Below are 25,914 nucleotides of genomic sequence, written 5' to 3'. Positions count from 1 at the left end.
TTTTATTTTGAAGACATACATACGTCAGAGATTTGATGAAGAATTTAAAAAAGCAAAATCAAAAAATGATTTCTTCAGGATCTATGATGAATTTATTGAGGAGAAAGAAAATGATTATTCTGGGAATTCAATATCTAATTCAACACTTAAACGCTATAAATGCAATAAAACATTGTTGGAAGATTTTGCATCTAAAGCAAGTATTAAATTAGCACTTGGTAAATTCAATGATAATACATTCAATAAATTTTTAAAATTTTGTATTGAAGATAGAGGTCATTCCGCAAATACTGTTCATAGAAATGTAGGTCTTTTAAAAACATTTTTGCTTTGGTCATTAAACAAAAAATACAGTTACAATAATGATTTTATAGGTTTTAAAAAACCGCCAAAATTTAGAACTGATGAAATTGCTTTGAATTATGAGCAGGTGGAAATTATCTACAATCACGATTTCGAAAAAAATAAGAGATTGGAAAAAGTTCGTGACTTGTTTGTTTTTGGTTGTACTACCGGAATGAGATTCGGTAATTATAGTACAATCTCAAAGAGTGATATCGAGGGAGATTTTATTCGTGTGATTGATATGAAAAGTAAGTCCAAAAACTTAGCAATTCCTTTAAACAGTATTTCTAGATCGATTCTTGAGAAGTATGACTATAATTTACCAAGTATTACGAATCAGAAAATGAACGAATACATTAAAGAAGTATTTAAAGAACTGAAATTTACTGATGAGATAAAGAAGACTATGAAATACGGTGATGAATTAGTAGACGTAAAGTCTGAATTTTGGGAAAGAATTTCATCCCATACCGCAAGAAGAAGTTTTATTACAATAATGAAGAACAAAAGAGTTCCTGACAAAATAATTATGAGCTACACAGGGCATACAAGTTTAGAAGTATTTAATGCTTATTATAGACCAAGTGAGGAGGACAAGGTAAATTATATGAATGAGGTCTTTAAGTAGAAGCTATAAACTTTTATATTGCGACATGATTTTGTCGCAATAGTGTTTTAGCGACATTTTTTGTCGCAATTTTTGTTATTGCGACAATTTTATAGTAATTTTATACGCATAAGTTTGACCAGTATGACAAGACACCAGCAAATTGACGCAATTTTACAAATATTAACGCAGGAAGGGCTTTCTATTGAACAAATTGAAGACCATCTAAATTTTCCTATTGAAAGACGTACACTTCAACGACGACTTAAGGAGTTGAAAGAAAATCATCTTTTGCTTACAAAAGGTGATGCCCGTTCAATACGATATTTCTCTATAGAAAAGGCTGATAAGAAAAGTGCTTCTGTAGATTTGATTCCCTTATCTTTAGAAGGAAAGCAGATTTTATATCTTGTTTCCCGTCCTGAAAATCAAAGAATTCCAGTTGGATACAACAGGGAATTTTTAGATAACTACCGCCCTAATATTGATAGCTATTTATCAGCAGAAGAAAAAGATAAACTTGCTATAATTGGAACGACTCAAGGGGATGATCAGCCAGCGGGCACTTATGCAAGGCAGATCTTGAATAGATTGATGATTGATCTGTCTTGGAATTCTAGTCGATTGGAAGGAAATACCTATTCACTTTTAGATACAGAATTATTAATTCACGATGGTAAACCTGCTGATGACAAATCTGCTAAGGAAACTCAAATGATATTGAATCACAAAGATGCTATTGAGTTTCTTGTTGATATGTCCGATGAAATAGGGTTTAACAGATACACTATTCTAAATTTACACGCACTTCTATCTAATAACTTGCTACCTGATCCTTCGGCATCAGGTAGGTTGAGAACGTTCGGGGTTGGTATCACAAATTCCGTTTTTACTCCATTAGGAATTCCTCAATTGATCTCTGAATATTTCGATTTAATTCTTGACAAAGCAAATCAAATTGAAAATACTTTCGAGCAAGCCTTTTTTGTATTAGTACATTTTCCGTATTTGCAACCATTTGATGACGTAAATAAAAGAGTTTCACGTCTTGCGGCAAACATCCCATTTAATCAAAAAAATCTATCTCCCCTTTCGTTTATCGATGTGCCGGAAGATTATTATATAAAGGGTATGTTGGGGATATATGAGCTGAATCGCATAGATCTACTCAAAGATGTTTTTATCTGGGCATATGAAAGATCCTCTTTGCGTTATTCAGCCATCCGTCAGTCATTAGGCGAACCAGATACCTTCCGTCTTAAATATAGAGAAGAAATGAGAGATACAATTGTAAAAGTAGTATCACAAGCTCTACAGAAAGACCAAGCTATTCTTATAATCAAAACAGATGCGGAAAATATTCCCCAAGACGATCAATTAAAATTTATAGAAACTGTTGAAACCGAATTAATGGGATTACACGAGGGAAATTTTGCCAGATACAGAATTAGACCGTCAGAATTCAAAAAATGGAAAGATAATTGGGAAATTAATGCTTTGAGAAAATAGCATATTGAATCAATAATCATTGAAATTATGGATAAACAGAAACTTTATGGACGTTGGAATTTCTGGGAAGAGATTATAGGCTATCCTATGATGATCTATTATTGGGCTGTCAAACGAGAAAGAATTCAAAAGATGCTGTCTAAAAGAATTGAACGAGCTCAACAGAAAGCTGGCAAAATCATTCTTACCGAAAAGATGAAAAATGAATTTCTGATCCGATACGAAAAATTGGATAATTTTTTCAGTTTTCACTTCAAAGACATCGATGCTTCCAGAAATCATAATTTTGAGGAGAAGATTCAGTATTGTTTAGATCAATACAGGAAAGAATCGACAAAACACTTTAACTCAAGCAACCTGATGAAGTTACAGGGGAATTTTCTCACTGGTGCTGAAACTACCCTTTTTCTATATTTTGCTTTAGAAAGCAAAACAAAAAGGGAGATTCGATTATCTGATATTATGATCGGCAATGACAGCTCAAAAATATTTATTGCTTTCTTGAAAGACAAAAAATTCATCGATGAAAATCACAATTTACTCGTAGATCAAAAATCTTCCTTCATCAGAATCCACCGATTCTTGAAAGACAACCTTATCATTAATCCCGATTTTCAAGACACTACAATTATTGAAGCAATGGAAAATGAATATAATACCAATTTTGACAAAGGAACATTTTCAAGAGCTATTCTTGTTAAAACCACTGATTTTGAAGAAAGTATCTATCAAGAATTATCTAACCTATTTAGTATCAAGCATTAAACTTTACGCAATTGAGTAAAATTGCACTATTAATCATTCCAATCACACACTTTTGCCTGCAAATTTAAATACTACAAATTATGCAGACAACCAACCCATTTCAAACCATTCTTGACGAACTAGGAGAAATAAAAGACTTAGTTCATTCCCTAAAAAAAGAACCTGAAATTGAGCTAAAAAAGAAATTTTATTCTATCAAGGAATGCTCAGAAATTCTAAAGCTTGATTACCAGACCGTACGCTCCCACATTTTAAAAGGCAATATCAAAGCTGAACAAATAGGGCGGTTCTACCGAGTCAATCATTTAGACTTGATGAACGCTTTACATGAGGTGAAATCACTTAAATACAAAAGGTAAACAGTTCCAATTGTTTATCTGAAACCCTATTGTTTAACGTTCCGTATTTCCTGTACGGATTTAAACCTTTAAAAATGAGCGAAAAAATTCCTTATCTAAGAGTAGGAACAACGTATTATAAAACGATTGAAAAACCACTTATCTCTGGAGATAAGATTTCAATATTGGTACGCTGGAATCGTGAAACGATTATCAGCGATTACGGAAAAATCTACGTTTCAAAAGTCCCAAAATATGACGGATTCTGCTGTATACCGTCCCATTTGGAGTATCAACAGATTATTGCAGGTTTTTACAATGTTTATAATGAAATTCCTTTCCAACCTATTAAAGAAAATATCAATTCTGTTTCACTTAAAGAGAAAATTCCGTTTTCCCTTATGTTTATGGAACATATTTTTGGTGAACAGTTGGAATTAGGGTTAGACTATATCAAAATCCTGCTTCAATATCCTGTGCAAATGCTTCCGATCCTCTGTCTCGTCAGTAAAGAAAGAGCCACCGGAAAGTCCACATTCATTAAATGGCTCAAAGCAATTTTCGGGCTTAATATGACCTATATTAAAGGAGATTCCTTCAGCAGTCAATTTAATTCAGACTGGGCTTCCATGCTCCTTGTTGCTATTGATGAAGTATTCTTTGATAAAAAGGAAATTACCGAACGACTAAAATATCTTTCCACCACCAATAAAGATAAGAAAGAAGCCAAAGGAAAAGACAGGGAAGAAATAGAATTCTTTGGAAAATTCATTTTATGTTCCAATAATGAAGACAATTTCATTCAGATTGATGAAAACGAAATCCGTTTCTGGATCATCAAAGTAAAATCCATTCAGAGTGAAAATATCGAGTTCCTACAAAATCTAAACAAAGAAATTTCCTACTTCCTGCGCTATCTGATTGAACGCCCATTTCACAGCCATAATAAAACAAGAATGTGGTTTACAGATTCTCAGATCAGAACCAAAGCCCTTGAAAAACTCGTCTGGAAAAATAACAACAAGCTGGAATCCAAAATCATTGAACTTCTGTACGAATTTTTTGAGAGTACGGAAGATAAAGAAATACAATTCATTCCACAGGATATTTTCAATATGCTGGGTAAAATGTTCAGGAACCTGTACTGGACGGTTAACGATATCAGAAAGCTTCTGAAAGAAAACTGGAAATTAGAACCACAAAGTAATTCATTAGCCTATATCAAATATGATATTGATTATAGTGGAAGCTTCTACCAGCAGAATAAAACCGGAAGGTATTTTATAGTAGAAAAGAATTTTATTCTCCAAAAATTTGATGAAATGATGAATTAATTGATAATGAAAAGAAAATCAATGGATTATATCTCATCAAAAGCCTCATCAAATTTTAAAACCCTGAATTTTGATGAGGAACTGATGAGCAAAAAAAAACAACTTTGATGAGATGATGAGGGTTTGATGAGGAAGTAACTTTCTGTATTACAAAAAGATATATTATTCTCTCATCAATTCATCAAAAATTTTCCAGATTGAAAACCCGTACACACAAACCATTATATGTATGACAAAATCAATGTAACCAAGAAATTATAATATAAGGTTATAAAAAATCAAAACACATAATTGTATAAAAGTATAAATCAACAATCACATAATTATATCAATATGAACTGCAAACAATTTAACAGTATACCTCTGGAAGAAGTCCTCCTTTCTCTCGGACACCTTCCCACGAAACAAAATGAAAAAGAAGCTTGGTATCTGAGTCCCTTTGCCAACGAATCCCAAGCCTCTTTTAAATTGGATAAAAGACTAAACGCTTGGTATCTTCATTCAGAAGGTATTGGCGGAAACAATACCGACTTTATAAAGAAATATCTGAATGCTTCAGTAAGTGAAGTTTTGGAATGGGCAGAGAAGCAGAGTTTTTCTTCTTTTCAAAATCAAAATATTTCCTATCAGAAATTTGAGAATCTTCCAAAAACTTATGAGATAATTGAAATAAGAAATGTTCAGCACCCTGCTCTTTTGCAATATTTGAATGAAAGAAAAGTTGAAAATCAAACTCAATTTTTAAAAGAAATTCATTACCGAATGAATGATAAAAACTATTTCGGAATTGGTTTTAAAAATGATTCAAGCGGTTATGAAATTCGCAACAAATATTCAAAAATCTGCCTTGGTAAAAAGGATATATCAACCATCAAAAACGGTTCTGATTCGCTTCGGATTTTCGAGGGTTTTTTCGATTTTCTTTCCTTTAAAAATGTAGAAAGCTTTTTAGAAAAAAGACCTACCGATTATATCATTATGAATTCGGTTGCGATGATTTCCAGCATAAAAAGTACACTCGAAAACTATAAAAATATTGAGCTGTATTTTGACAATGACGATGCTGGAAACCGTACCGTTGAAATGATTAGAAATGAAAATAAAAACGCAGAAGATTGCAGGATTTTGTATTCAGATTTCAAAGACTTAAATGATTGGATGATTCACAAAAGTCCATCCAATGAAAGACAAGTTAGATACAGGCGAAGGCGAGTAAAATATACACAGGTAAAGTATGGTGGGTAGTTAGTGCAAAAAGTACCCAAAGTTTACAATAAGCGTGTCCGCTGATTATAAAATTGGGATTTTTGATTTCTTCCTATCGTCAGAAATGTTTTGAAATACACTAAAATAAACACAATGGAAAAAGACTTTTTACAAGAATTCATACACCAAGCCACTAAAGAAAATGAAGCAAAGATTGCTCAGGAAAAGAGAAAAAAATATTTTCAGGAATTAGGTCGGAAAGGTGGCTTGAAGACCAAGGAAAATAAAAAACTAGATAAAGTGATTTCAATAAGAATGACCAATTCTGAATATGAAATTCTGATTCAAAAACAGGAAAAACACCCGTTAAAACTATCAACTTATATTCGGAATATTCTGTTTGAAAAAGAACTCAAAATCAATGAATTCCAAACCGATGAAATCTTACTTCAATATGGAACTCACTTCAAAAAAATAACCAATCTTTTGCGAAATCGGGAATGGAATGTTTTTGAAAATAAGAAAGAAATTTTAATGAGAATTGAAAATCTAATCGAATTAATTCATCAATATTTATATTCAAAAACTCGGAAAGATGAATAATTCTGCCACCACAAGAACCATTACAAAAATCGCTTTGGAATATAATGGAAATGATAAAGGAACAGCAGAAATGGTGTCTTCAAATTATCTTTTGAGTTACACTGCGGAAGGTCAATTTCAGGAAATGAAAATCGTAGCCGACCGAAATCCTAAAGTGAAAAAATGGGCTTTAACAGGCTACATTTCTCAACCGGACGAAATCGGCATAAATTTAAAGGATGAAGAATTTACAGAAATTGCAATCAAAGCTTTAGATAAAATTGGCGTAACAGCAAACAACCAATTTCGATTGGATATTCATAATAGCACCAAACAAAAACACATTCATTTTATCGTGAACAGGATTGATATTTCGGGGAAATGTACAGTAAAATCACACGACATCGGAAGAAGATTTGGAGAAGCCGTTCGAGAAGTCTGTAAAGAAAAAGGCTTATTAACCGATGTTGAAATAGGAATTCGAAAAAAGGAAGAAATGCTGAAAAACCTTACAGAAGCCCTGAAAGCCGTAGATAATTTTGATTCTCTTATTTTAAAAATGAAAGAAAGAGGTTTTGAAGTTCAATTGTCTTCAAATGTCAGGGAGGGTATTTCGGGGATGCGAATTGTGATGGAAAAGGACAAAAATCATCAAACAGAAAGGATTTATAAAGCAGGTTACAAATTATCTGAAATCTCCAATCAATTAAAAACTTCTGAAATAAAATCTCTGTTTGAAGTAAAAAATGCAGTTCGTGAAGCCAAAAGAACCTCCGCAAATTTGAAAGGATTTCGGGATTATATTGAACAGAAAGGATATTCTGTAAAGATTCAATATGATGGAGAATTTAAAGCCAATCAAAAAAATGAAATTCAAGATGTTTGGATTAATAAAGTTGATAGAACACCATTAAATCAACAAAAAAACGGCTTCTTTTTCCAGAAAAATGTTGGTTTTTCTCTTTCGGCAATCGATTCTGATTTTGAAGATCTAGTAAAATTAATGATAGGAAATGAAGTAACGAAAAATATTAACAACAACGCTATTCCTTCAAAATCTGCAAAAAATGAAAGCGTAATAGAAATAGCAGGTGAACTATTAGAAGGCTTATTAAAGCCAAGCTATGTGGCTCAAAACGATGATGAAATCTGGAAAAAGAAAAGAAAATCAAGATAAATAGTAACAATTTAAAAATCAAAGAAAATGGAAAATCAAAAACAAAACGATGAATCTAAAATTAGCGGAATGGAACTTTTAGAAAATGTAATAAAATCAAATGAAAGAAATATTACTTCAAATGAGAAGAATATGAAATCTAATGCTGAAATTAAAGGCGTTGTTGAATATTTATATACAATCATTGATAGAGTACAATTTTACATCAAAAACGAAAACAAAATTTATGACGAAATAAAAGAATTTTCTAAGACAGAACAATTAAAAAGAGAGGAGTTTGCAATGATGATTCCAACTAAATTTGAGACCTTTTTTTCACAAGAAACGCTAGGTCATTTAGAGGATTTTAAAAGACAATTAAAAACAACAGTAAAGTTCATTAAGGCAGGAATTGCGATATTTATTTTGGCCACTTTAATTCTGATTATTTCCATCAACTTTGCAACCAAATGGTACAAAGAAAGTATCAAAGCCAAAAGTGAACTGCGCCAAGATATTTTAAATGAAATTGCTGATGAAGGAAAAAAAATCTACGATGAAGATGAGATAAAAATACTGCAAGAAAATACCAAAGTAATGCAAATTTGGATTAAAAATAATCCTAAAAAAGCAGAGGATTTTTTGAGGTTTAAGGATGGGTTTGAAGCAAAAAAGAACGAATAATAATCAGTTCTATTTTTCAACGAATTAAATAACATGCCCTTTTCATAGACCGCTCTATTGAAATGTGGAAAAATCAGCCACACCAAAACATCTGATTTTCCCACATTCCAACAGAGGACAACAACAAAAACAACCAGATTTTGAAGAATAAAGCAGAACTGGAAGCAAAAACAAAGCAGATTACAGAACTGTAAAATAAAACTGATAATCTGAAAAAAGAAGTGAAGACTTCCCACACTAAATAAGCCACTTAACATAATAAAAAACATCTCTTTGAGATGAATTAATTGTATTGTAATCAGCAACTTTGTATCAACAAATTTTAGCAAAAGTAAATCATCACAGAATTAGCTAGAATAAAAAAAAGGCCGGATCTTTTGGTGTGAAACAAAATCAAATACGACCTAATAATAAAAACAGAGTTTTTTATGTGGTACAAAGTTAAAGAATTAAAAGGATCAGGCCTAAACATTAGTCAGATTCATGTTGAAACGGGTTTAGATCGTGCTACAGTGCGTAAGTACCTTTCGCTTTCAGAAAAAGGTTTCATGACTGGATCTCACGGCCTAGAAATCAACCCGAGAAACTTTCCGTTTATTACAATTACGTAAAAGAGAGTCTAGAACATCAACCTTATCTATCTGCCACCCAGATCGAAGATCGTCTTATGGAGCGTTATCCGGATCTTCCCGCAGTCCATAGCAAGACCATCTATAATTTTGTCAAGCACCTGTTTCTTTATAAAAAGGAAAAGATTTTTAGTTCATTAAAAGTTAAAATATACTTTTTACTAATTTATTTATTATAACAAATGTCTCTTTTATAGAATTAGGGTCTTTAATTACATTTATTATACCACTTGGTAATGCCCCTATTATTTCCAAAATAATTGCTGATATAGGTAACAAAAGGTACCACCACACAGAAAATTTATATCTTGTATTCACTTTATCCATCATTGCCTGGCAGATAATCAATATTTTCTCCTTATAGTGGTACAGAATTAATAAATCCAAAATAATATAAAAAGAAAACCTGAATGCAAAGATCCTTGACATAGGAGAAGGCATAATAGTAAGATCAATAACAAGAATATTTATAGCTATAGGTAAGAATATAAAAGCTCCTAAAATTAAAGTTCTATTATATATAATCAATAAACCACAGACCATTTGAGAAATGCCTATAAAGCCCTTGAATGGCTGTTGATCAAATAAATACCAAGACAGTCTAAAGAGGCTCGTTTCTTTAAGGGGTTTTGACATTTCTATTGCACTTAGACCGAATTGATTATTTATTAATTTACTATATCCGTAACTAATAAATATAAAACCTATTAAAAATCGTGCGCTAAGAATAAAATAATCCCAAAATACATGTTTTTTTGAAATCATCAATTTATGCTTTTTTTATCTGTTTCTTGTTATTCTTTCTTGCTATAATGCTACTGTAGTATCTTTTTACAAAATCGTATAATATCAACTCATGCAGTCTATTCTCGGCAGGAATCAATCTATTGATCATCATGTGAATAAGATCAATTACAATATCCTGAGATAGTTGTTTTTTTAATTGTATCTCCTTAATTGATGATGTAGTCAATGTTAAATCTCTATACCTTTTTTTGCAAATATTATACAAACTCTCATAACTATATTCTTCAATAATATCTACACCAGATACTATGGCTTCTATTTTGGCTTTATTTGTTCGGTATTTTTCATTAAATTGTTTAGAATTATACATATTAAACCCAAACTCATCTTTAAAAGAATCGCTCATGGCACTGATTATAGTTAGCTTATTTTCCTCCTCCGAGCAAAATAAATCTAAAGTGCTGTCTATGAGCTTTAAACAAATAACCCATTTTACATCCTCGTCATTATTATATTTAGTATGTACAGTTTTTAAAATTTTTATAATATATTCACTATCTATATGGAAAAAATTCTCAATGTGATCAATTAAATGAATATTATATCTTTCAATTTCCTGATTATATGTATCAATTTGAATTTTCCATATAATGTTGTTATTTAGCAAATTAGAGAATGTTTTATTAAATAATACCATTATTTCTCCCAAAAATTTTTGATCAGCAATGTGTAATCTAACTCTTAAATGATAGTGAGGATCTGAATATCTTATAAAAAAGAATTGCTTGATATATTCTCTTCGTTTTAAATCTGTAATTAAAGGATAAATTTTGTTCAATAATAGTTTGTCTGCTGTTTTAAAACCCGTATAAATTTTAAAATAAAGCCATTCTGATCCAGGTGCATATTTTCTATTCTTCATCATTTTTAAACAAAGGTATAATTATTTGATTTCGGTAGGAATTTCCAAAACTATCTTTTATAATAGCTGTTTTTTCATTAAATAAAAATTCGACTAATTTAAGTTTGTTTTTCTTCTTTAATAGAGATAAAAATACATTAACACTATTTATATTGTTAAAGTCAATAAACATTTCATTATCATCTTCTGAAATCAAAACATATTGTGGTATTTTTCTATTTCCAATCCATGTTGAAATGTTTTCCATTTTTGAAATATCATCTAACTCATTTTCAAATATGTTTGTAAGCTCATTTTTTGCAGCTTCCCAACTTGCTAATCGCAAGATTGTATTTTTATATCTTATTCTCGGTATATAATTCAGATTAAAGTTAAGGTTTAACATTAATCCATTAAAAAGAAGGTTTTGATACTGTATATCACATAAAAATCTATATACAGGAAAAGGAGAATCTCTAAAATTATGAGCTGTAGTAAGAATTGGAAAAATTTCTTTTTTTAATTTCTTAGATTTTAGAATGATTTTATTTCTTTTAATTGATACCATAATATCAGATAAAGGAATAACAAATTTTTGATCTAAATTAGACCTAGACAGGCATGTGATCTCATATTCAGTAAGCTTTGGTCTTATCGAAATGTTTCCAACTCTCGGGGATTCCGATAAATGTGATAATTCTACAAGTTCAAAATTGCTTTTACTTTGTTCTATTTTGATTAATTTTTTTACAAACTCTTCAATGTTTTTATCAAGCCTTGAAAATCGGCTCATTAATTTTGCACCTGATCCATTGCCTACAAATTTTACATAAATTGATGCGTTCTTTTGTTGGTCATTTATCACTTCAAATATAGAGTAAATGACGGAAGGCATATTTGTTGTAATCATGTCAAAGAATGGGAAGTCCTTTTCGGAAATTACGACTTCATCATTTTTATTTTCCTTTGACTCAATAATTTTTTCCAATAAAATATCTTGTACCTGATCCCATTTTTTTTGCCCTTTTTTAATACTGTTATTAACAAGGCGGAAATTCTTTATTAATGAATTGCTATATTCCTTTCCTACATTCTTACTAACAGGATAACCAATTCCAATTTCTGGATCAAGTGCTTGTAGTAAAGATATTTCTTCACTTTCATACTTTTCCTGATAAGTAGATTTAAAGCTTTCCAAATCTTCATTTTCATTCTTTATTAATCCTATTTTTGATAAAAAAGATATAGCATTTATTAGCTCATCCGTATATTCTTTATTTATATATGAGGATTGTAGCTGCTTTGTAGAATCGATTTGAATGAGATATTTACTGTCAAAAGGAATATCGATATTTTTAACAATCTCATTTATTTGTAAAAGATCCTCAATTTCTATAACAGTATTTCGTTTATTCAAGTGATCTAATTTATTTTTTAAATTTTGTAGCTTAATAAAAATATCATGATCTATATTTCTTTTTTCAAAAGTTTTAATAATTTTTTCCAAATAATCTTCCCCAATTAATGCAGGTTCAAGCTCACTAATTAAGACTTGAGAATCAATTATATTATGAATATATTCATATAAATCTTCATCCTCATCATATCCTTCTGACACAAGAAGATCAATAATTTCCTTGAAGTTTACACCATTTTTAGCTACTGATAAAATCTTTTTTAAAGATGAGGTTTTATCAGTAGCAGATATTTCATATTTAATAGAATCTTTAAAATATTTTTTTTCTACAAAACGATATTTACCATCAAATGAATAAATACTGTCATTAGGATAAAAAAGTGTTTTTCTTTTTATTTCAGGAATTTCTTTAAGATGTGTAAAAGCATCAAATAAATATTTCATATCCATTCTAATTTTTGAGATAGAATTTTCACTGAAAATAAGATCATTATGGTCATTAATTTCACCTAAAGAAACCCCCGAAAATAAACCAAAAGGAGTAGGTCTGGACTTTATTCTGCTCCAGTATTTATATAAGGAAATGTTTATTTTATCTATTGATTTTACATCTTTGATCTTTCCGCCTTTAAGCTTTTTAAATTCATCTAAAAGTACAGGAGAGGCTATATATAAAGGAGAATGAAATTCATTACAATTATAAATATCATCAAGCTCCCACCCATTGTTGTATGTGAAAGAAAAAAAAGGGTATCTTATTATAAAATTATCCGATACAGAATATTTTTTTTTCATGTTTAAATAGTTAAAAATTTTGACCAATCAAGCTGGTTCGTTATAAATGATAACAAAACTAATCCCACTCCAGAAGTACCGTCAAGAATACTTGGATTAGCCATATAATTTCCTGTGATGGTATCGTAACAAACTTTTGAAAAATGCTCAGGATCTTCTTTGTAATATTCTAGCGTTCTATCAAGCCAAAATTGAGCAGTTTTTGCATAATGCTCGTTATTGGTTTTTAAATACTCGTTGTAAAAAATTAATGCCACTCCAGAACTGCCATGACATATTCCTGCATCTACAATTGTAGTTTCTTTGCTATTCTTTCTTGTTGTTGAAAATTCTAATATTTCTCTGGATTTTTCTTCCCATGCAGTTTGATTAAAAATTTCTGAAGATTTTCTGAGCATTATTGCAATACCAAGATCACCATAGCACCAAGATAGTCTACTTCCGTGTATTTTATCTTTTTGCTGTTCAATAGATGTAAAAGGATAAAAGGAATTATATGTTTTTAGATCAATTTCTTGTGCTAAAATAAAACTTATTGCCCCTTTGACAAGTTGCTCAATATCATAATCAAATTTAATATTTAGCTTAGATAGCTCTAATAAAAAAAGTACTATGCTTGTCATGCCATGAGATAAAGATATATTCACAATATTATTATGATTTTTCCACTTTATAATACCATTTTCTTTTATTGCAGAATCGTATAGGAATTTTAGTAAAATATTTAAGATTTTTTTCGATTTGATATCTCCTTTTTTAAATTTTTGTAAAAAATAAATTCCTATTCCAATTGCTCCGTGTAGGAAGTCGTAATTACCGTCTTCAATACAAACATTGAATTGTTCAATAAGCCATTCATCAATCTGATCATCTACAAAATCAAAATTTTTATAATCCTTATCTCTTTTTGATTCAATATAATCAATCCCTAAACAAATGCCTGGTAATCCATTACAATATGTGTGATGAACATTCCCGTTTTCAATAGATTCAAATATGTAATCAATATTTTTAGAAACATATTTTTTATAGTGAATGTTTATTTGTGAGTATTCATATAAAAATAATGTCTCTCCCATTGCTCCTGATAGTAAGCCCAGATTTGGATTGTTATTTTTACTTACTATTCCTTCGGCTATGAATGATAATAAATTTTCTATTTCTTTCTGCTTATTATTCGAAATAATTAATGACATGCTCTAAAAAATTTATTCAATTAAAAAGAGGCTGATAAAAGCAGCCTCCTAATAATTTTTTGTTTAGTAATAACTTGTTATTTTAAATAACTTATTTTATCCATAATAAGTACAAGTAAGCCCATCTAATGATTTAGATGTAGGAGCACAATTAATTGCAGAATCGCAATCATCAGTACAAGTAGCTTCTGTACAATTCCAATGAGTTTTTGTAAGTGGACCACATCCATCTGTACATCCGCCAGTCATAATTAACTTACCCCCATTAATAAGTTTTTGAGAATTTTTGTCTAATTTTGTTACTGTTTCTTTTGAAAACTTTAAAACTTTCTTCTTTTTCATAAATTATAAAATTTTGTCTTATATATAACAAAAATATAACTTTTTCTTTATTGACCAAATATATTTTGTTATTTTGTAAAGATAATGACTAAAAGGTATGTTAAATAAGATCAATTGCTATTTAGTTTTTTATTGTAAAATTCTAATCCCAACTTTTTGCATTTCCATTGCAGTAAGTTTTATATTTGGATTTTCCTTTAAAAACATTGCTCTTTCTTACTCCCTATTTTCAATATTAATTCACTATATTATTTATGAATTGATCTATCCCAATGAATATTATTTTTATTATAATTTAGGATTTAACAAAATATTTCTTTGGACAATTACTTTAGGAATTAACAGTCTACTGGCTATTCTATTTTTGACTTAATATTCATTCTTATGAAAATAGATAGTATAATAAAAACTTTCGGTAACAAAACCATATTGCATGATATTTTTCTATCATGTAGCAAGGGTGAAATTATAGGGTTGTTAGGTTCTAATGGTATGGGAAAATCTACATTATTAAAAATCATTTTTGGCTCAGTTTCTGCTGATCAAAAATATATTAAGGTTAATGAAAAACTTATCAAAAATACCTTTGACAATAATGGTGTTATAAAATATCTTCCTCAATTTAATTTTCTTCCTTCTCATATTAAAATCAAATCTATTATTCACAGCTTTTGTAATAAAGAAAATTTAGCTTTCTTGATAAATCACCCCTTGTTAAAGCCATTTCTAAATAGTAAACCAAATCAATTATCTGGTGGACAAAAAAGAATTATAGAAATATTACTGATTATATATTCTAGTGCAGAATATATATTGCTTGATGAGCCATTTAAAAATATTGATCCCATCCATATAAATGAGCTTAAAGACTGTATCGTAAAAGAATCCAAAAATAAAGGGATAATAATAACCGATCATAATTATACAGAAATTTTAGATATTGCTACACGCACGGTTTTATTATATAATGGCTCAATTAAAGAAGTGAAAAATCAGGAAGATTTGAAGTTTTTTAAATATTTAAAAAAATAGATAGTCGAAAGAACAACAAATGTATATTATTGTGTGGGCAAAAAGACAACGGTAAACCCCGTCTACAAAAATACCCCACCAAAATATCTCAGAAAAATCAAATCTCCTTATAGAAGACTTTGTGACAATTTTATACCAAAATTTATTATGAGTGTAAAGGCAGAAGGTACTGAGGTTAAGTGGAGTGGTGTCAGATGAACTTTTTTGTATGCCCCCTGTCAACTGTCAAACATTTTCTAGTACAGTTGTTTTGTTATTATTAGTTTTTGCTGATGTAGTTTTATTTTCCACCTACACTTTTTTACCAGTGACAGACTTCAAACTGTATGTTTTATTATTAGCTTTTATAACAGTTTTTGTTTGTTGCGGTTTGTGCTTAAAAATATTTTAAAAACTTTAATTTTAAAGTTAAAATCTCTGTCAATTAGCATGAATATTGAGTTTGTTAATGTGTCAAAGAACTGTTTCATGTTCTTTTTTTTCTATATAAATTTTTACAGTACAACATAAAAATGCCTAAAGTGCTACGAACACGATAGGCAATATCAATAAATTTTAAAACCATCTTAAAACTTATCAACATGGCAAATTTAACAAATTGTCTTGATACTGCTTGTATCTATGTAGGAACTTATCACAAGTACAATAACGGAAGCCTCTATGGTAAATGGCTCAATCTATCGGATTATTCAGATTATGATGAACTATTAGAAGCAATGCATAACCTTCATAATGATGAAGATGATCCAGAGTTGATGTTTCAAGATTATGAGCATTGCGAATTATTTGAAAAGCTTGGATTAATTAGTGAATGTTATCTATCTAAAGAGATATTCGAAATAATGGATCAAATAAGCTCTTCTGGCTATGATTTAGAAGTTTTTGAGGCTTATGTTGATTGTGTTGGGAAAATGGATTTTCAAAGTGTTTATGGCGATGTTATTTAACCGATTATATAAATGAACAGTTAGAAAAATCGAATGAAAATCCCGTAATCAGGAAAATACTCAAAGTACTGAAATGACTGAACAGGTTGCAGAGAACAACAACAATCAGAAGACAGTTGTAGAAAATACAGAAAATAATAATCATATGATGCTATTTTTTCTTCATGTAACTGAATCAATTTGTCGATAGGATTATTGTTGAAAGTTGACTATAATTTATCAATCCTTGAGTATCATGAAAAGTATTAGAAATAATATTAATCGCCTGTTCTTTATCAAAATTCTGAAAAGCTTCTACAGGAATTCTTAATCTTAATACTCATAAATTCTTTGTAGCAAGGGATTTTCAATCACTTCCTTTTGTTCCAGTAAAGAAATTTTCTTCAGATTCCAATCCTCTCCTAGATCAAAAGCTAAAGCTTCCTGCTTTATCCCCAACATTTCTCTAAAACGTTTTATGTTTCTTCCCTGATTTATTTTCTGTTCCATATAATAGTCAAAAAAAAGGAACCCACGCCGTTGTATATACTACTAGAGTATTTAGTGAGTGCTGATGACCTCACCCTACGGGTGTACAAGCACCCTCGTAATTTTTTTTCAGCTATCCAATGATCAATTCGATACCAGCTTTTTCTGCCTTGTATTTTATTTTGGTCTGCAATTCATAATAACTCCAGTTACGAAGCACAAATTCCTGTTCTTTTGCAATTCCTATCTTGTCTTCCTGATTTTTAAGAATAAGTGTACCTGCCTGTTGCTGGATGCAGAAATCGATAAGCTTCCTACTGTACACATGAAGCCGATGGCTTACATACCGGCTCTCCAAATTTTCTGTTTTATAAAGTGCCTTTTGTTTGCGTTTGGCTCCTTTTCCGGAACGGGCATAGGCGATGCCGGTTTGAATCCTTTTTTGACTTGCCTGGATCGCAAGCCTTCGGTATAAAAACTCCTCCTTCGAGCCAATATTGATTCGCACATTGTTGGCTTTTACTACTATAGGATGTTCCAGAGACAGGGAAGCTTCGGCGATTATTTCGGGTTTTAAAAGGTGCTCTTCCTTTTCAAATTCAAATACTGCAAGCCAATAGATTTTCCCGGCTTTTAGTTGTATTTGCGATGTGCAAAGTTTTATCTCTTCTCTTAAGAGGCGTTCCATTATTAGCCGCTTATCAGAGAAGTCTTTACCTAAATACGTTTTAACAGGAATAGCAAACATGTTGAAGCAAAACGCTTTTTTTTGAGAATCATACTTCATTTTGCTGATGCATTTGACCGGAAGTGGAATTGGGATGTCTTTTTTAAAGTTTCGTAGTGATTTTGATCCCTGCCAGTAGTCGGCTTTATTTTTAGAAAAGGTTGATTGAATCGTATTGTTCAAGCTTCCCAGAATATCGGTGGGGATCTCTCCTTTGAAACGGTCAAATACCATTCGAGCAGTTGTGTTTGTTTTCGAACGTGTGAACATTCCCATTTCATCTTTGCTTGCATCGGCCAGCTTGTATTGGATTTCTTCTGTGAGGTAAAAGAAATCCTTGATCATTTCCTGGACATACAGATGGGAAGCAATTAAATTAGCCGCCCGGAAACAGCGATTCTGATACCGGTAGAGTTTTTCCCACATCTCGTTTTTTTCATTTGCAGGGAGATCGATCAGCAGCTGAATTTTTCGGGTAAGTGTAATGGTGGATTTTTCCATTTCAAAGAGGTATTTCAGAAGTGTTTTGATTTTGTAGATATTGATAGGCATACAGAAATTCCCGATGTACTTCCTTTTCAGGTAATTTGAGTTCTCGGGCAATTACCGAAAAAGAAGATTTCTGTTCAAACCTTCTTTTCATAATCTCGAGTTGTTGACTGCTGAGTTTTTCTGCCAGCTCTTCCTTATCTGAAGTTCTCTCCTTTAGCTTTTCAAAAGAACTTCTATTAAGAATTTTCCGAAGATCATCTATGGCTCTGCTCACCTCATTGCTTATTCCTGTCACGCTGCTTCCCATTGCCTCTGCGATTGCTTTGTACTGAAAGCCATATTCAAGGCAAAGTTCAATCAGGTGTTTTCTTTTGGGGTTCAGTACGCTTAAAACCTTTTTAACTTCGTCAAAATCTTTTTGATCGGATTCCTGGCTAAGTAGATGCTCTTTATCATGCAGAGGATCGTAACCTGCAAGATAATCCTGATAATTCTCAAAACGTTCAAGGGAAGCAATTAATCGAGTGAATTTATTTTTTGGAGCATTGAAATACGATATACAATCCCTCTTCAAAACAAACCGTAAAAAGCCAAGAATATGATTGGGAGTTTCAATGGAATCACGGTGTAGCCAAAGTTTGAGGAAGGTATCCTGAACAAGCGTTTCCACTACAAAATCATCCTCAAGCATTTGCTTTCCGAGCCAGAAAAGAAGTCTTTTGTAGCGTAAATGAATATGTTCTAAAGATGTCGGATTGCCTTTTTTCAGCAGTTCATAAAGCTGATGATCGTTCAATATTCGGGGCAAAGAGTCTGTTCTTTTCATAAGCAGTGTATTAGCTAAATTATTGCTGAAAGAAATTGCTGAGGTTGATGATCATAAGGTGCTCCTGAGCAGCTTGCAATTAGCTCAGGAAGACACGCATTACAATGTACCTACGGCAAAAGAGTTCATCATATCCGTCAGTTTCTGGTGATGTGGTGGTGAAATTTTTCAGCAAGTTGACTATAGAAATCTGGGTAGCGAACCACTGACAGGTGTATATTACAAAACGGAAAATGTGAAAAACCGGACTGGCAGAATATCTTATAATTTTATATCTTTGTTTTAAATCATTAACACATGGCAGCTACAGTACAGAAACATATCGGGAGAAATATTGCAAGAATCAGGGAAATGCGCGGCATGAAACAGGAAACTCTGGCCGACCTTCTAGGTGTCAGCCAGCAGAAAGTATCCCTGCTGGAAAATGCCGAAGAACTCGAAGACCACAAACTGGAGTCCATCGCCAAAGCTCTGGAAATTCCATTGGAAGCATTGAAGAACTTTTCGGAGGATGCTCTCTTTAATATCATCGCTAATACTTATAACAATACCAGTAACGATAATTCAACGTTGATCGCCAGTTCATTGAATTATCAGCCTACGTTCAATCCACTGGACAAACTGTTGGAATCCTATGAGGAGAACAGAAAGCTGTATGAGCGATTGTTGGAAACGGAGCGGGAGAAGAGTAGGGTGATTGAGGAGCTGGTGAGGAAGGTGATGAGGGATTGATTTTTTTATAATAGGAGGCTACCCTCTTGGACAGCCTCTATTTTTTAAGAAATAAGTATTTCTAAAAAATGATGTTTATTTGATAAAGTAATGAGCATTTTAATCGTTAGCCAAAATGGCGCCTAAATTAGTACCCGAAATTAAAAACCCCTGTAAATCAATAATTTACAGGGGTTTGTGTGGAGTTGGAGGAATTAGAACCGGAGTACGGTGGCGATTTTTCCAAAATGCAGATTGAATTATTCGCCAATTTTACTACATTTTCCAATTGCGAATACATTGTAATCGCAATTTAGTTATAGTTAGTATAAAATTTTTTAAGGCTTATCAGTGTGTTATCAATGAAGCACAAAAATCACATAGCGAAATATTATGTTGATATTTTTATATTTACACATAATTAAAATCCGCTAACATCTTGTATTTAATTGATTAGTATTAAGATATGTCTAATAAGGTGTACTTACGTCGTACAAAAGTTTAGAAATTATCAATGTTAAATTTAATAAAAAATTAAAAATCCTTTATTCATGCTGCTTTACGAAGACGAAAATTGAGAGGGGATCTTTTTGAAAAAGATGTTACAGCACCTTAATCTTGTACCACTTTTGTACACCTTGCGCTACGTAAACTACCATCAATAAAGACTTCTATAGATACTGTATCGGTAAATAAATACGCAAACTAAAACAAAGAAATCATGTATAAAACCTTAATAATTAAGTGTTTATTATGTGGTGTGTTTTGACATGTTTGGATTTAATATTCTTTTTTATGTTTATTTTTGTTCCCTATTTGTTCCTCAAATAAGATAAATTGGCCTGTCCAAAATTCAAGGGGAATTTATTGCGCTTAACGACACCTATTTACACTTAATTACACTTAACGACATCAAATGACATCTAACGACACTTATAGTCGCCAGATTCAAGAAAATGTGATTTGTAATTAACTTTAAATATAAGATCAATGAGTTCTAATATGATTATTAAAAGAATTTGTCAACACTGTGGAGAGGAGTTTGTTGCAAAAACTACCGTTACAAAATATTGTAGTCATCCTTGTAATAGGTTGGCTTACAAGCAAAAATTAAAGAGTGACCAAATTCAATTCAACAATTTAATGGTTCAAAAAGTAAAAGGTGAACCTAAAGTTGATGTTGACAAAAAAAATTATTTGACTGTCAAAGAAGCTGCGGAATTATTGGAGAGTTCACCAAGAACAGTCTATTCAATGATTGATACAGGTAGGTTATATGCTGTAAATCTTTCAGAAAGAAAGATCAGAATACATAGGAAAGAAATAGAAAATATTTTCAGAGATCCTGTTTTTATGGTTCCTCCAAAAAATAACGATCTTACAAAAACAAAGAAATTTAAATTAGAAGATTATTATAATATGGGTGATATCAGTTCTATTTACAGAATTTCTATTACAACACTATATAACTTATTGAAAAAAAATAATATACATAAAATCAGTAAAGGGAAATTTGTATATGTTTCAAAAAAAGAAGTGGATAGATTATTAGAAAGTTTTAATATATTAAAATATTAAGATGGGTAAAGTTACATTGAGGAAAAAAACGATCAGTAAAGGTAGACAGACGTTGTATCTAGATATTTACCCACCTATTATAGCTATTGATACTGGTAAGTTGAAAAGAAGATTTTATTTGAAAATTTATATTTATTCTAAGGCTAAGAATGAACTTGAAAAAGAACACAATAGAGAAACCTTGGCATTAGCGGAGCATATTAGGGCAAAAAGACAGTTGGATATTCAAAACAGAAAATATGAATTTTTATCTGACTCAATCTATGAAAGTAATTTTGTGGATTTTTATGATGAAATGGTTAAAAAAAAAGATGGCACGAACTATCATAATTGGCGAATGTCTTTAGTATATTTTAAAGAGTTTGCTGGGGTAATATTTCCTTTTTCATCTTTAAATGAACGATTTTGTGAAAAATTTTCTGAGTATCTTTTATCCTCTCCTGCAGTGGGTCGAGCTAAAAGAAAAATCAAACATAATACAGCGGTAAGTTATTTTGCTAAATTTAAAGCAACGTTGAAAAGAGCTTATAAATTAGGATATCTTACTAAGGATCTGGGTCACATAGTTGATGGTATAACACCGAAAGATACCCGTAGAGAATTTTTATCTATGGATGAACTGCAAAATTTGGCAGATAGCCCATGTAAATCACTTTTAGTAAAGCGTGCCGGCTTATTTTCAGCGCTAACGGGTTTTAGATTTTGTGATGTCAAAAAACTAAGATGGAATGAAATACGTGGTAAGAAAGGAGATTATTATATATTTTATGATCAGAAAAAAACAGAAACAGTAGAATATTATCCTGCTTCAGATCAGGCTATAGAGTTATTAGGAGAATTTGGGAATGAAGAGGATTTAGTGTTTGAAGGTCTTAAGTATACGGACGTTGATAATCTTCTTTCTGATTGGTTATTAAATGCCAGTATTAAAAGGCATTTTACCTTTCATTGCTTTCGACATACTTTTGCTACCTTACAAATTGCTTCAGGAACATCAATTTACACCGTTTCGAAAATGCTTGGTCATAAAAGTGTAAAAACAACAGAGATCTATGCTAAGATCGTAGATAATCTTAAGAAAGATGCTTCTGGTAGAATTCTCTTACGAACTACTCGATTAATAATTTGAGTGATTTGAAACCGATTTAGCTTTAAAAATAACTTATAAAACTCTGTCGTTGTCGTGCTTTGCCGTTTTATAGATCGAATCAGGAAGATTTTATATAGATTGCTTAAAGTTCCATGAAGTGCCTATTTATACCATCACTGGCCATTTTTTTAGGGTCTGTCAAAGAACTACTTACTATTATAAAAAAGATATGAATAAGTACACCTTTGAACAAATTCCTTTTGTACTGGAAAGGATAGAAGATCAGCTAGAGTCTCTTAGAATTTTTTTTTTGGAAAGTGAACATCAATTAAAGGATAGCAAAGATTTTTTGAATATCCGAGAGGCATCACAATTAATTAATTTAACAGTTTCTACCATATACAGTAAAGTGAGTAGACGGGAAATTCCCGTTTGTAAAAAAGGAAAACAACTATATTTTTCAAAAAAGGAATTACTTGACTGGATAATGGATGGTCGTCGGAAAACTAGGACGGACTATGATCAATTATTGAAGGGTCAATAATATCACAGGACAATTATTTTCGCTGTCTTAATCTCTTAAAAGTTTCTTTCCTAAAATCAGTTAAATGATAAATTAAATAACGTTTAGTCAAACATTGTTTGTATTCGATATATAGACAATGAAGATTTTACTTCTGTATAGTAGATTTACTAATCTTTAAAAATTGTAGTAATAATTACACAGGTGTTGCCATATAAAACTACATGTGTTTTATTTTCTGTATTAATGCTATAATTTAAATTTGCAAATACTAAAGATCGTTTTGAGACAATATGTATTCTATAATAATGGAGATACTTTAACCTTTCCTGCTGGCTGAAAACGTTTTTATTTCATAGGATGGCTAGGGGACCGTGCTAATAAATGGAGCTATTGAGTGGTATTGAGAATGGGACTTATTACTGGTGTCTATTTTCTTCCTTTTTAAAGATATAGCTTCTGTAAAGTGTTTTCTCATTTGTCTTTACGGATTTTCAATACGTTGTATTTTTGAATAAATGATGTCGGGAGAATGGATTAATGAAATGACATAATAAATAAAATTACGTTAAATAAGTATAAACCAAATATGAAAAAAGCAAATGAATACGAAAACTATGTTGGTAAAACTAGAGAACAAATGATAGTAGAAATGAATGATTATTCAAATTACTACTTATCAAATATGTGGAGATGGCATATCAACACAAATTGGTTAGGAAAAAAGACAATCTTGTATATTTTTTTTAAAAATGATGTTGTTTTTAAAATTAGAGTAAAAAAGACATATGGAAAAGTGATGCATACGAAAATGTATTTTATCTAGCTATCTTGAAGCTGTTCTGATATCTAAAATCCATAATATGAAGCACAGCAGTGCATAAGAATTGAAAATAATTATTTTTAAGATATAGATTTTAAAGTGAATAATAATGTGATTTGAACATTAAGTGGTGTTGATGATGTGATCAACCTGGGGCTGGCCTTGATGGTCAGCCTCTTTAATTTATCTTATCTTATCTATAACAAATTTAGCTTATTTTCGATCATTTGTTGTTTATTTTAAATAGAAAGTAGTTTAAAAACTACTATAAGTTAGTGATATTATGACCGTTAGATTGGTGGTGTATTGTGAAATGTCTATTTAGATTTGTGATATCAATGCATGCTTCTGCACAGTATAATAGATTATTTTATGTCACAAGAAATAGTGTAGAAAAGAAGAATAGTAAGGTATTAATAGTTGGTATTGTAATTCGTCATCAGTACAATATTATATTGTACAGAAATATCGTCATTGTCAAATATGATTTCCTCATATATCATTTACCATTTTATAAAACTTCCGAAAACCATGAGAAATTATCTACTTAAAATAAGTGATCAAATTTTGTCTGAAAAAAAAGCAGGAATTGAAATAGACAAAATTGAACAAAAAAGTCACCAGCAAGTACAAGAGTACCGGGAAATAATTGTTTTTAAAAACCTTTTTTTCGTTCTGTGTTTATTTTTATTCAGTTTATCCTTTGCACAAAACATAGAGCAGACAAAAGTTTCTAAAAGTATTCTTTTACCAAAAAAGACATTAGCATTAGAGAACATCATATATAAAACTGAGATTAATGGGAAATCTATTGCGTTGGATCTTTACAGGCCCCATAATAGTTTAAGTGAGAAATTACCGGTAGTTGTTTACATTCACGGTGGAGGCTGGGTTGAAGGAGATAAAGCGATACAAGCAAATTCTTACATTGAAAATGCAATTTTGAAGCTTGTTGAGAAAAAATATGCTGTTATCAGCATTGATTATAGACTTGTGAGTGAAACGGTACATTTTCCAAAACCGATCGAAGACTGTAAGGATGTAATTCGCTGGGTAAGAAAAAATGCCGTTAAATATCATTTTGATATTAATAATATTGGCCTTTTTGGAACCTCAGCAGGAGCACACCTTGCACTTTTGTCAGCTTATACCAATGACAATGATTTTGTAGGGAGCCTTGAGCTTGCACGATATTCGGCAAAAGTTAATTATGTAGTTGATCAATTTGGCCCAACAGATATCAATAAATTATTACTGACACGAATTGGGGAATTTCCAATAGGGATAATGGATGTATTTTCAAAACAAACAGTTAATTTAAGAGAAAAGCTTATTAATGGGATTTCAGGATTTAATATCAATAAAGATAAAAGAAAAATTGTATCATATTTTAAAACAATATCTCCTATCAATTATATAGATAATGCTGTTCCTACCTTAATTCAACAGGGAAACAGTGATAAAATTGTTCCTTTTAAACAATCCAAGAAACTTCATAGAAAACTCAATAAACTTAAGATTCAAAATTATTTTACAATAGTTGAAAACGGAGTTCATGGATTCAAAACTACAGATCAGAATCGTCTTGATGAAATAGTAGAAGAACTGGTTAACTTTATCGTTTCTCAAAAGAAATAATAACTTTTCTTAAATTACGTGCGAACTATTTCCACAACGGGATTAAAGAAATCACATTGTAATTATTAATCATTCTATTTTTTTTATTTAACTGATTATAATGATAAAATAATAACGAAGGGTGTGGTATAGAATTCTATATCATGGTTAAGAAACCAACTTTATTTCGGAAAATAAGTTTTTGTTCTGGAAATAGTATTTTGAAATATAAATTGGTCAATATTGTGAAGATTAAAACCTCTCACAGTTATTTGATTAATAATACTATTATAATAATTAAATGCCTCATTTTCCTTAAATTAATATCTCAAGTGAAATGCATATGAGTGAAAATTTGCTTTTACATACGAGATATAATATCGAGTTGAATTTAGTTTTATTACTACAATCTAATCTATATAAAACTACGGGTGTTTTATTTTTTGGTTAAGTTTAACTATTTACATTTATAATATTAATTAAATACATAAAACCATGAAAACATTTTTAATTTCTTTTGCAATAGT

The 25,914-nt window shown here is 30.7% G+C and carries 25 protein-coding genes and 1 pseudogene; 18 read left to right on the top strand and 8 right to left on the bottom strand.

Annotated elements, in window-relative coordinates; genetic code table 11:
- The 10 genes from J7E44_RS07600 to J7E44_RS07555 all read left to right on the top strand — a co-directional run.
- Positions 1–973, top strand: a 973-nt coding sequence (locus J7E44_RS07600) for a site-specific integrase (RefSeq protein WP_214827383.1), incomplete at its 5' end; no start/stop codon positions are given.
- A 123-nt stretch (positions 974–1,096) separates the two neighbouring features.
- Complete coding sequence (locus tag J7E44_RS07595) at positions 1,097–2,461, top strand: Fic family protein (protein WP_214827381.1); 1,365 nt, start codon at positions 1,097–1,099, stop codon at positions 2,459–2,461.
- A gap of 27 nt (positions 2,462–2,488) precedes the next feature.
- The gene (locus tag J7E44_RS07590) at positions 2,489–3,226 is read left to right on the top strand and encodes a hypothetical protein (RefSeq protein WP_214827378.1); all 738 of its coding nucleotides are present in this window, start codon (positions 2,489–2,491) and stop codon (positions 3,224–3,226) included.
- Positions 3,227–3,306: 80 nt separating this feature from the next.
- The gene (locus tag J7E44_RS07585) at positions 3,307–3,585 is read left to right on the top strand and encodes a helix-turn-helix domain-containing protein (RefSeq protein ID WP_214827375.1); all 279 of its coding nucleotides are present in this window, start codon (positions 3,307–3,309) and stop codon (positions 3,583–3,585) included.
- 74 nt (positions 3,586–3,659) lie between these two features.
- Positions 3,660–4,898 (top strand): primase-helicase family protein, encoded by a 1,239-nt coding sequence (locus J7E44_RS07580; protein WP_214827372.1) that lies wholly within the window; start codon positions 3,660–3,662, stop codon positions 4,896–4,898.
- A 333-nt stretch (positions 4,899–5,231) separates the two neighbouring features.
- Positions 5,232–6,143, top strand: coding sequence for a DUF8464 domain-containing protein (locus tag J7E44_RS07575; protein WP_214827369.1), 912 nt, complete (start codon positions 5,232–5,234; stop codon positions 6,141–6,143).
- Positions 6,144–6,257: 114 nt separating this feature from the next.
- Positions 6,258–6,707 carry a plasmid mobilization protein gene (locus J7E44_RS07570; protein ID WP_214827366.1) on the top strand — a complete coding sequence of 150 codons (450 nt, stop codon included), beginning with the start codon at positions 6,258–6,260 and terminating at the stop codon, positions 6,705–6,707.
- A complete protein-coding gene (locus tag J7E44_RS07565; protein ID WP_214827362.1) occupies positions 6,700–7,863 on the top strand; it encodes a relaxase/mobilization nuclease domain-containing protein in 1,164 nt (387 codons plus the stop codon). The genes J7E44_RS07570 and J7E44_RS07565 overlap by 8 nt, the downstream gene beginning before the upstream one ends.
- A 27-nt stretch (positions 7,864–7,890) precedes the next feature.
- A complete protein-coding gene (locus tag J7E44_RS07560) occupies positions 7,891–8,526 on the top strand; it encodes a hypothetical protein (RefSeq protein ID WP_214827359.1) in 636 nt (211 codons plus the stop codon).
- Positions 8,527–8,954: 428 nt separating this feature from the next.
- Complete coding sequence (locus J7E44_RS07555) at positions 8,955–9,137, top strand: hypothetical protein (protein WP_214827356.1); 183 nt, start codon at positions 8,955–8,957, stop codon at positions 9,135–9,137.
- Positions 9,138–9,299: 162 nt separating this feature from the next.
- On the opposite strand, the gene J7E44_RS07550 is transcribed toward J7E44_RS07555, so the two are convergent.
- The 5 genes from J7E44_RS07550 to J7E44_RS07530 all read right to left on the bottom strand — a co-directional run bounded on the left by J7E44_RS07550 (position 9,300) and on the right by J7E44_RS07530 (position 14,553).
- Entirely contained in the window at positions 9,300–9,920 is a 621-nt protein-coding gene (locus J7E44_RS07550; protein ID WP_214827353.1) for a hypothetical protein, read from the bottom strand.
- A gap of 4 nt (positions 9,921–9,924) precedes the next feature.
- Complete coding sequence (locus tag J7E44_RS07545; RefSeq protein WP_214827350.1) at positions 9,925–10,827, bottom strand: thiopeptide-type bacteriocin biosynthesis protein; 903 nt, start codon at positions 10,825–10,827, stop codon at positions 9,925–9,927.
- Positions 10,814–13,015: a lantibiotic dehydratase family protein gene (locus tag J7E44_RS07540; RefSeq protein WP_214827347.1), complete on the bottom strand. Its 2,202-nt coding sequence runs from the start codon at positions 13,013–13,015 to the stop codon at positions 10,814–10,816. The genes J7E44_RS07545 and J7E44_RS07540 overlap by 14 nt, the downstream gene beginning before the upstream one ends.
- Positions 13,016–13,017: 2 nt before the next feature.
- Entirely contained in the window at positions 13,018–14,211 is a 1,194-nt protein-coding gene (locus J7E44_RS07535) for a lanthionine synthetase C family protein (protein ID WP_214827345.1), read from the bottom strand.
- 96 nt (positions 14,212–14,307) lie between these two features.
- Entirely contained in the window at positions 14,308–14,553 is a 246-nt protein-coding gene (locus J7E44_RS07530) for a class I lanthipeptide (RefSeq protein ID WP_214827343.1), read from the bottom strand.
- Positions 14,554–14,937: 384 nt separating this feature from the next.
- Here J7E44_RS07530 and J7E44_RS07525 point away from each other — a divergent pair, with 384 nt between their 5' ends.
- Both J7E44_RS07525 and J7E44_RS07520 read left to right on the top strand, forming a co-directional pair.
- Positions 14,938–15,585 carry an ATP-binding cassette domain-containing protein gene (locus J7E44_RS07525; RefSeq protein ID WP_214827341.1) on the top strand — a complete coding sequence of 216 codons (648 nt, stop codon included), beginning with the start codon at positions 14,938–14,940 and terminating at the stop codon, positions 15,583–15,585.
- 581 nt (positions 15,586–16,166) lie between these two features.
- Entirely contained in the window at positions 16,167–16,532 is a 366-nt protein-coding gene (locus J7E44_RS07520) for an antirestriction protein ArdA (protein ID WP_214827338.1), read from the top strand.
- A gap of 140 nt (positions 16,533–16,672) precedes the next feature.
- Here the strand turns inward: J7E44_RS07520 and J7E44_RS07515 are convergent.
- From J7E44_RS07515 to J7E44_RS07505, 3 genes and pseudogenes are all read right to left on the bottom strand, one after another.
- A pseudogene (locus J7E44_RS07515) lies at positions 16,673–17,021 on the bottom strand (XRE family transcriptional regulator); the annotation flags it as partial.
- 112 nt (positions 17,022–17,133) lie between these two features.
- Positions 17,134–18,228 (bottom strand): hypothetical protein, encoded by a 1,095-nt coding sequence (locus tag J7E44_RS07510; protein WP_214827335.1) that lies wholly within the window; start codon positions 18,226–18,228, stop codon positions 17,134–17,136.
- Position 18,229: 1 nt separating this feature from the next.
- The gene (locus tag J7E44_RS07505) at positions 18,230–19,045 is read right to left on the bottom strand and encodes an RNA polymerase sigma factor (protein WP_214827333.1); all 816 of its coding nucleotides are present in this window, start codon (positions 19,043–19,045) and stop codon (positions 18,230–18,232) included.
- Positions 19,046–19,342: 297 nt separating this feature from the next.
- Here J7E44_RS07505 and J7E44_RS07500 point away from each other — a divergent pair, with 297 nt between their 5' ends.
- The 6 genes from J7E44_RS07500 to J7E44_RS07475 all read left to right on the top strand — a co-directional run bounded on the left by J7E44_RS07500 (position 19,343) and on the right by J7E44_RS07475 (position 25,408).
- On the top strand, positions 19,343–19,777 hold the full coding sequence (locus J7E44_RS07500) for a helix-turn-helix domain-containing protein (RefSeq protein WP_214827331.1): 435 nt from the start codon (positions 19,343–19,345) through the stop codon (positions 19,775–19,777).
- 981 nt (positions 19,778–20,758) lie between these two features.
- Complete coding sequence (locus tag J7E44_RS07495) at positions 20,759–21,334, top strand: helix-turn-helix domain-containing protein (RefSeq protein WP_251040524.1); 576 nt, start codon at positions 20,759–20,761, stop codon at positions 21,332–21,334.
- A gap of 1 nt (position 21,335) precedes the next feature.
- On the top strand, positions 21,336–22,463 hold the full coding sequence (locus J7E44_RS07490; RefSeq protein ID WP_214827327.1) for a site-specific integrase: 1,128 nt from the start codon (positions 21,336–21,338) through the stop codon (positions 22,461–22,463).
- 190 nt (positions 22,464–22,653) lie between these two features.
- Positions 22,654–22,968, top strand: a complete 315-nt coding sequence (locus tag J7E44_RS07485; protein ID WP_214827326.1) for a helix-turn-helix domain-containing protein — start codon at positions 22,654–22,656, stop codon at positions 22,966–22,968.
- A gap of 568 nt (positions 22,969–23,536) precedes the next feature.
- Complete coding sequence (locus J7E44_RS07480; RefSeq protein ID WP_214827325.1) at positions 23,537–23,773, top strand: hypothetical protein; 237 nt, start codon at positions 23,537–23,539, stop codon at positions 23,771–23,773.
- A 528-nt stretch (positions 23,774–24,301) separates the two neighbouring features.
- On the top strand, positions 24,302–25,408 hold the full coding sequence (locus J7E44_RS07475; RefSeq protein WP_214827323.1) for an alpha/beta hydrolase: 1,107 nt from the start codon (positions 24,302–24,304) through the stop codon (positions 25,406–25,408).
- The last annotated feature ends 506 nt before the right edge of the window (positions 25,409–25,914 follow it).

The sequence above is a fragment of the Chryseobacterium sp. ISL-6 genome (genome assembly GCF_018613715.1).
Taxonomy (GTDB): Bacteria; Bacteroidota; Bacteroidia; order Flavobacteriales; family Weeksellaceae; genus Chryseobacterium; species Chryseobacterium paludis.
Note: the sequence above shows the minus strand (reverse complement) of the source record. Positions and strands in the feature narration are given on the sequence as shown.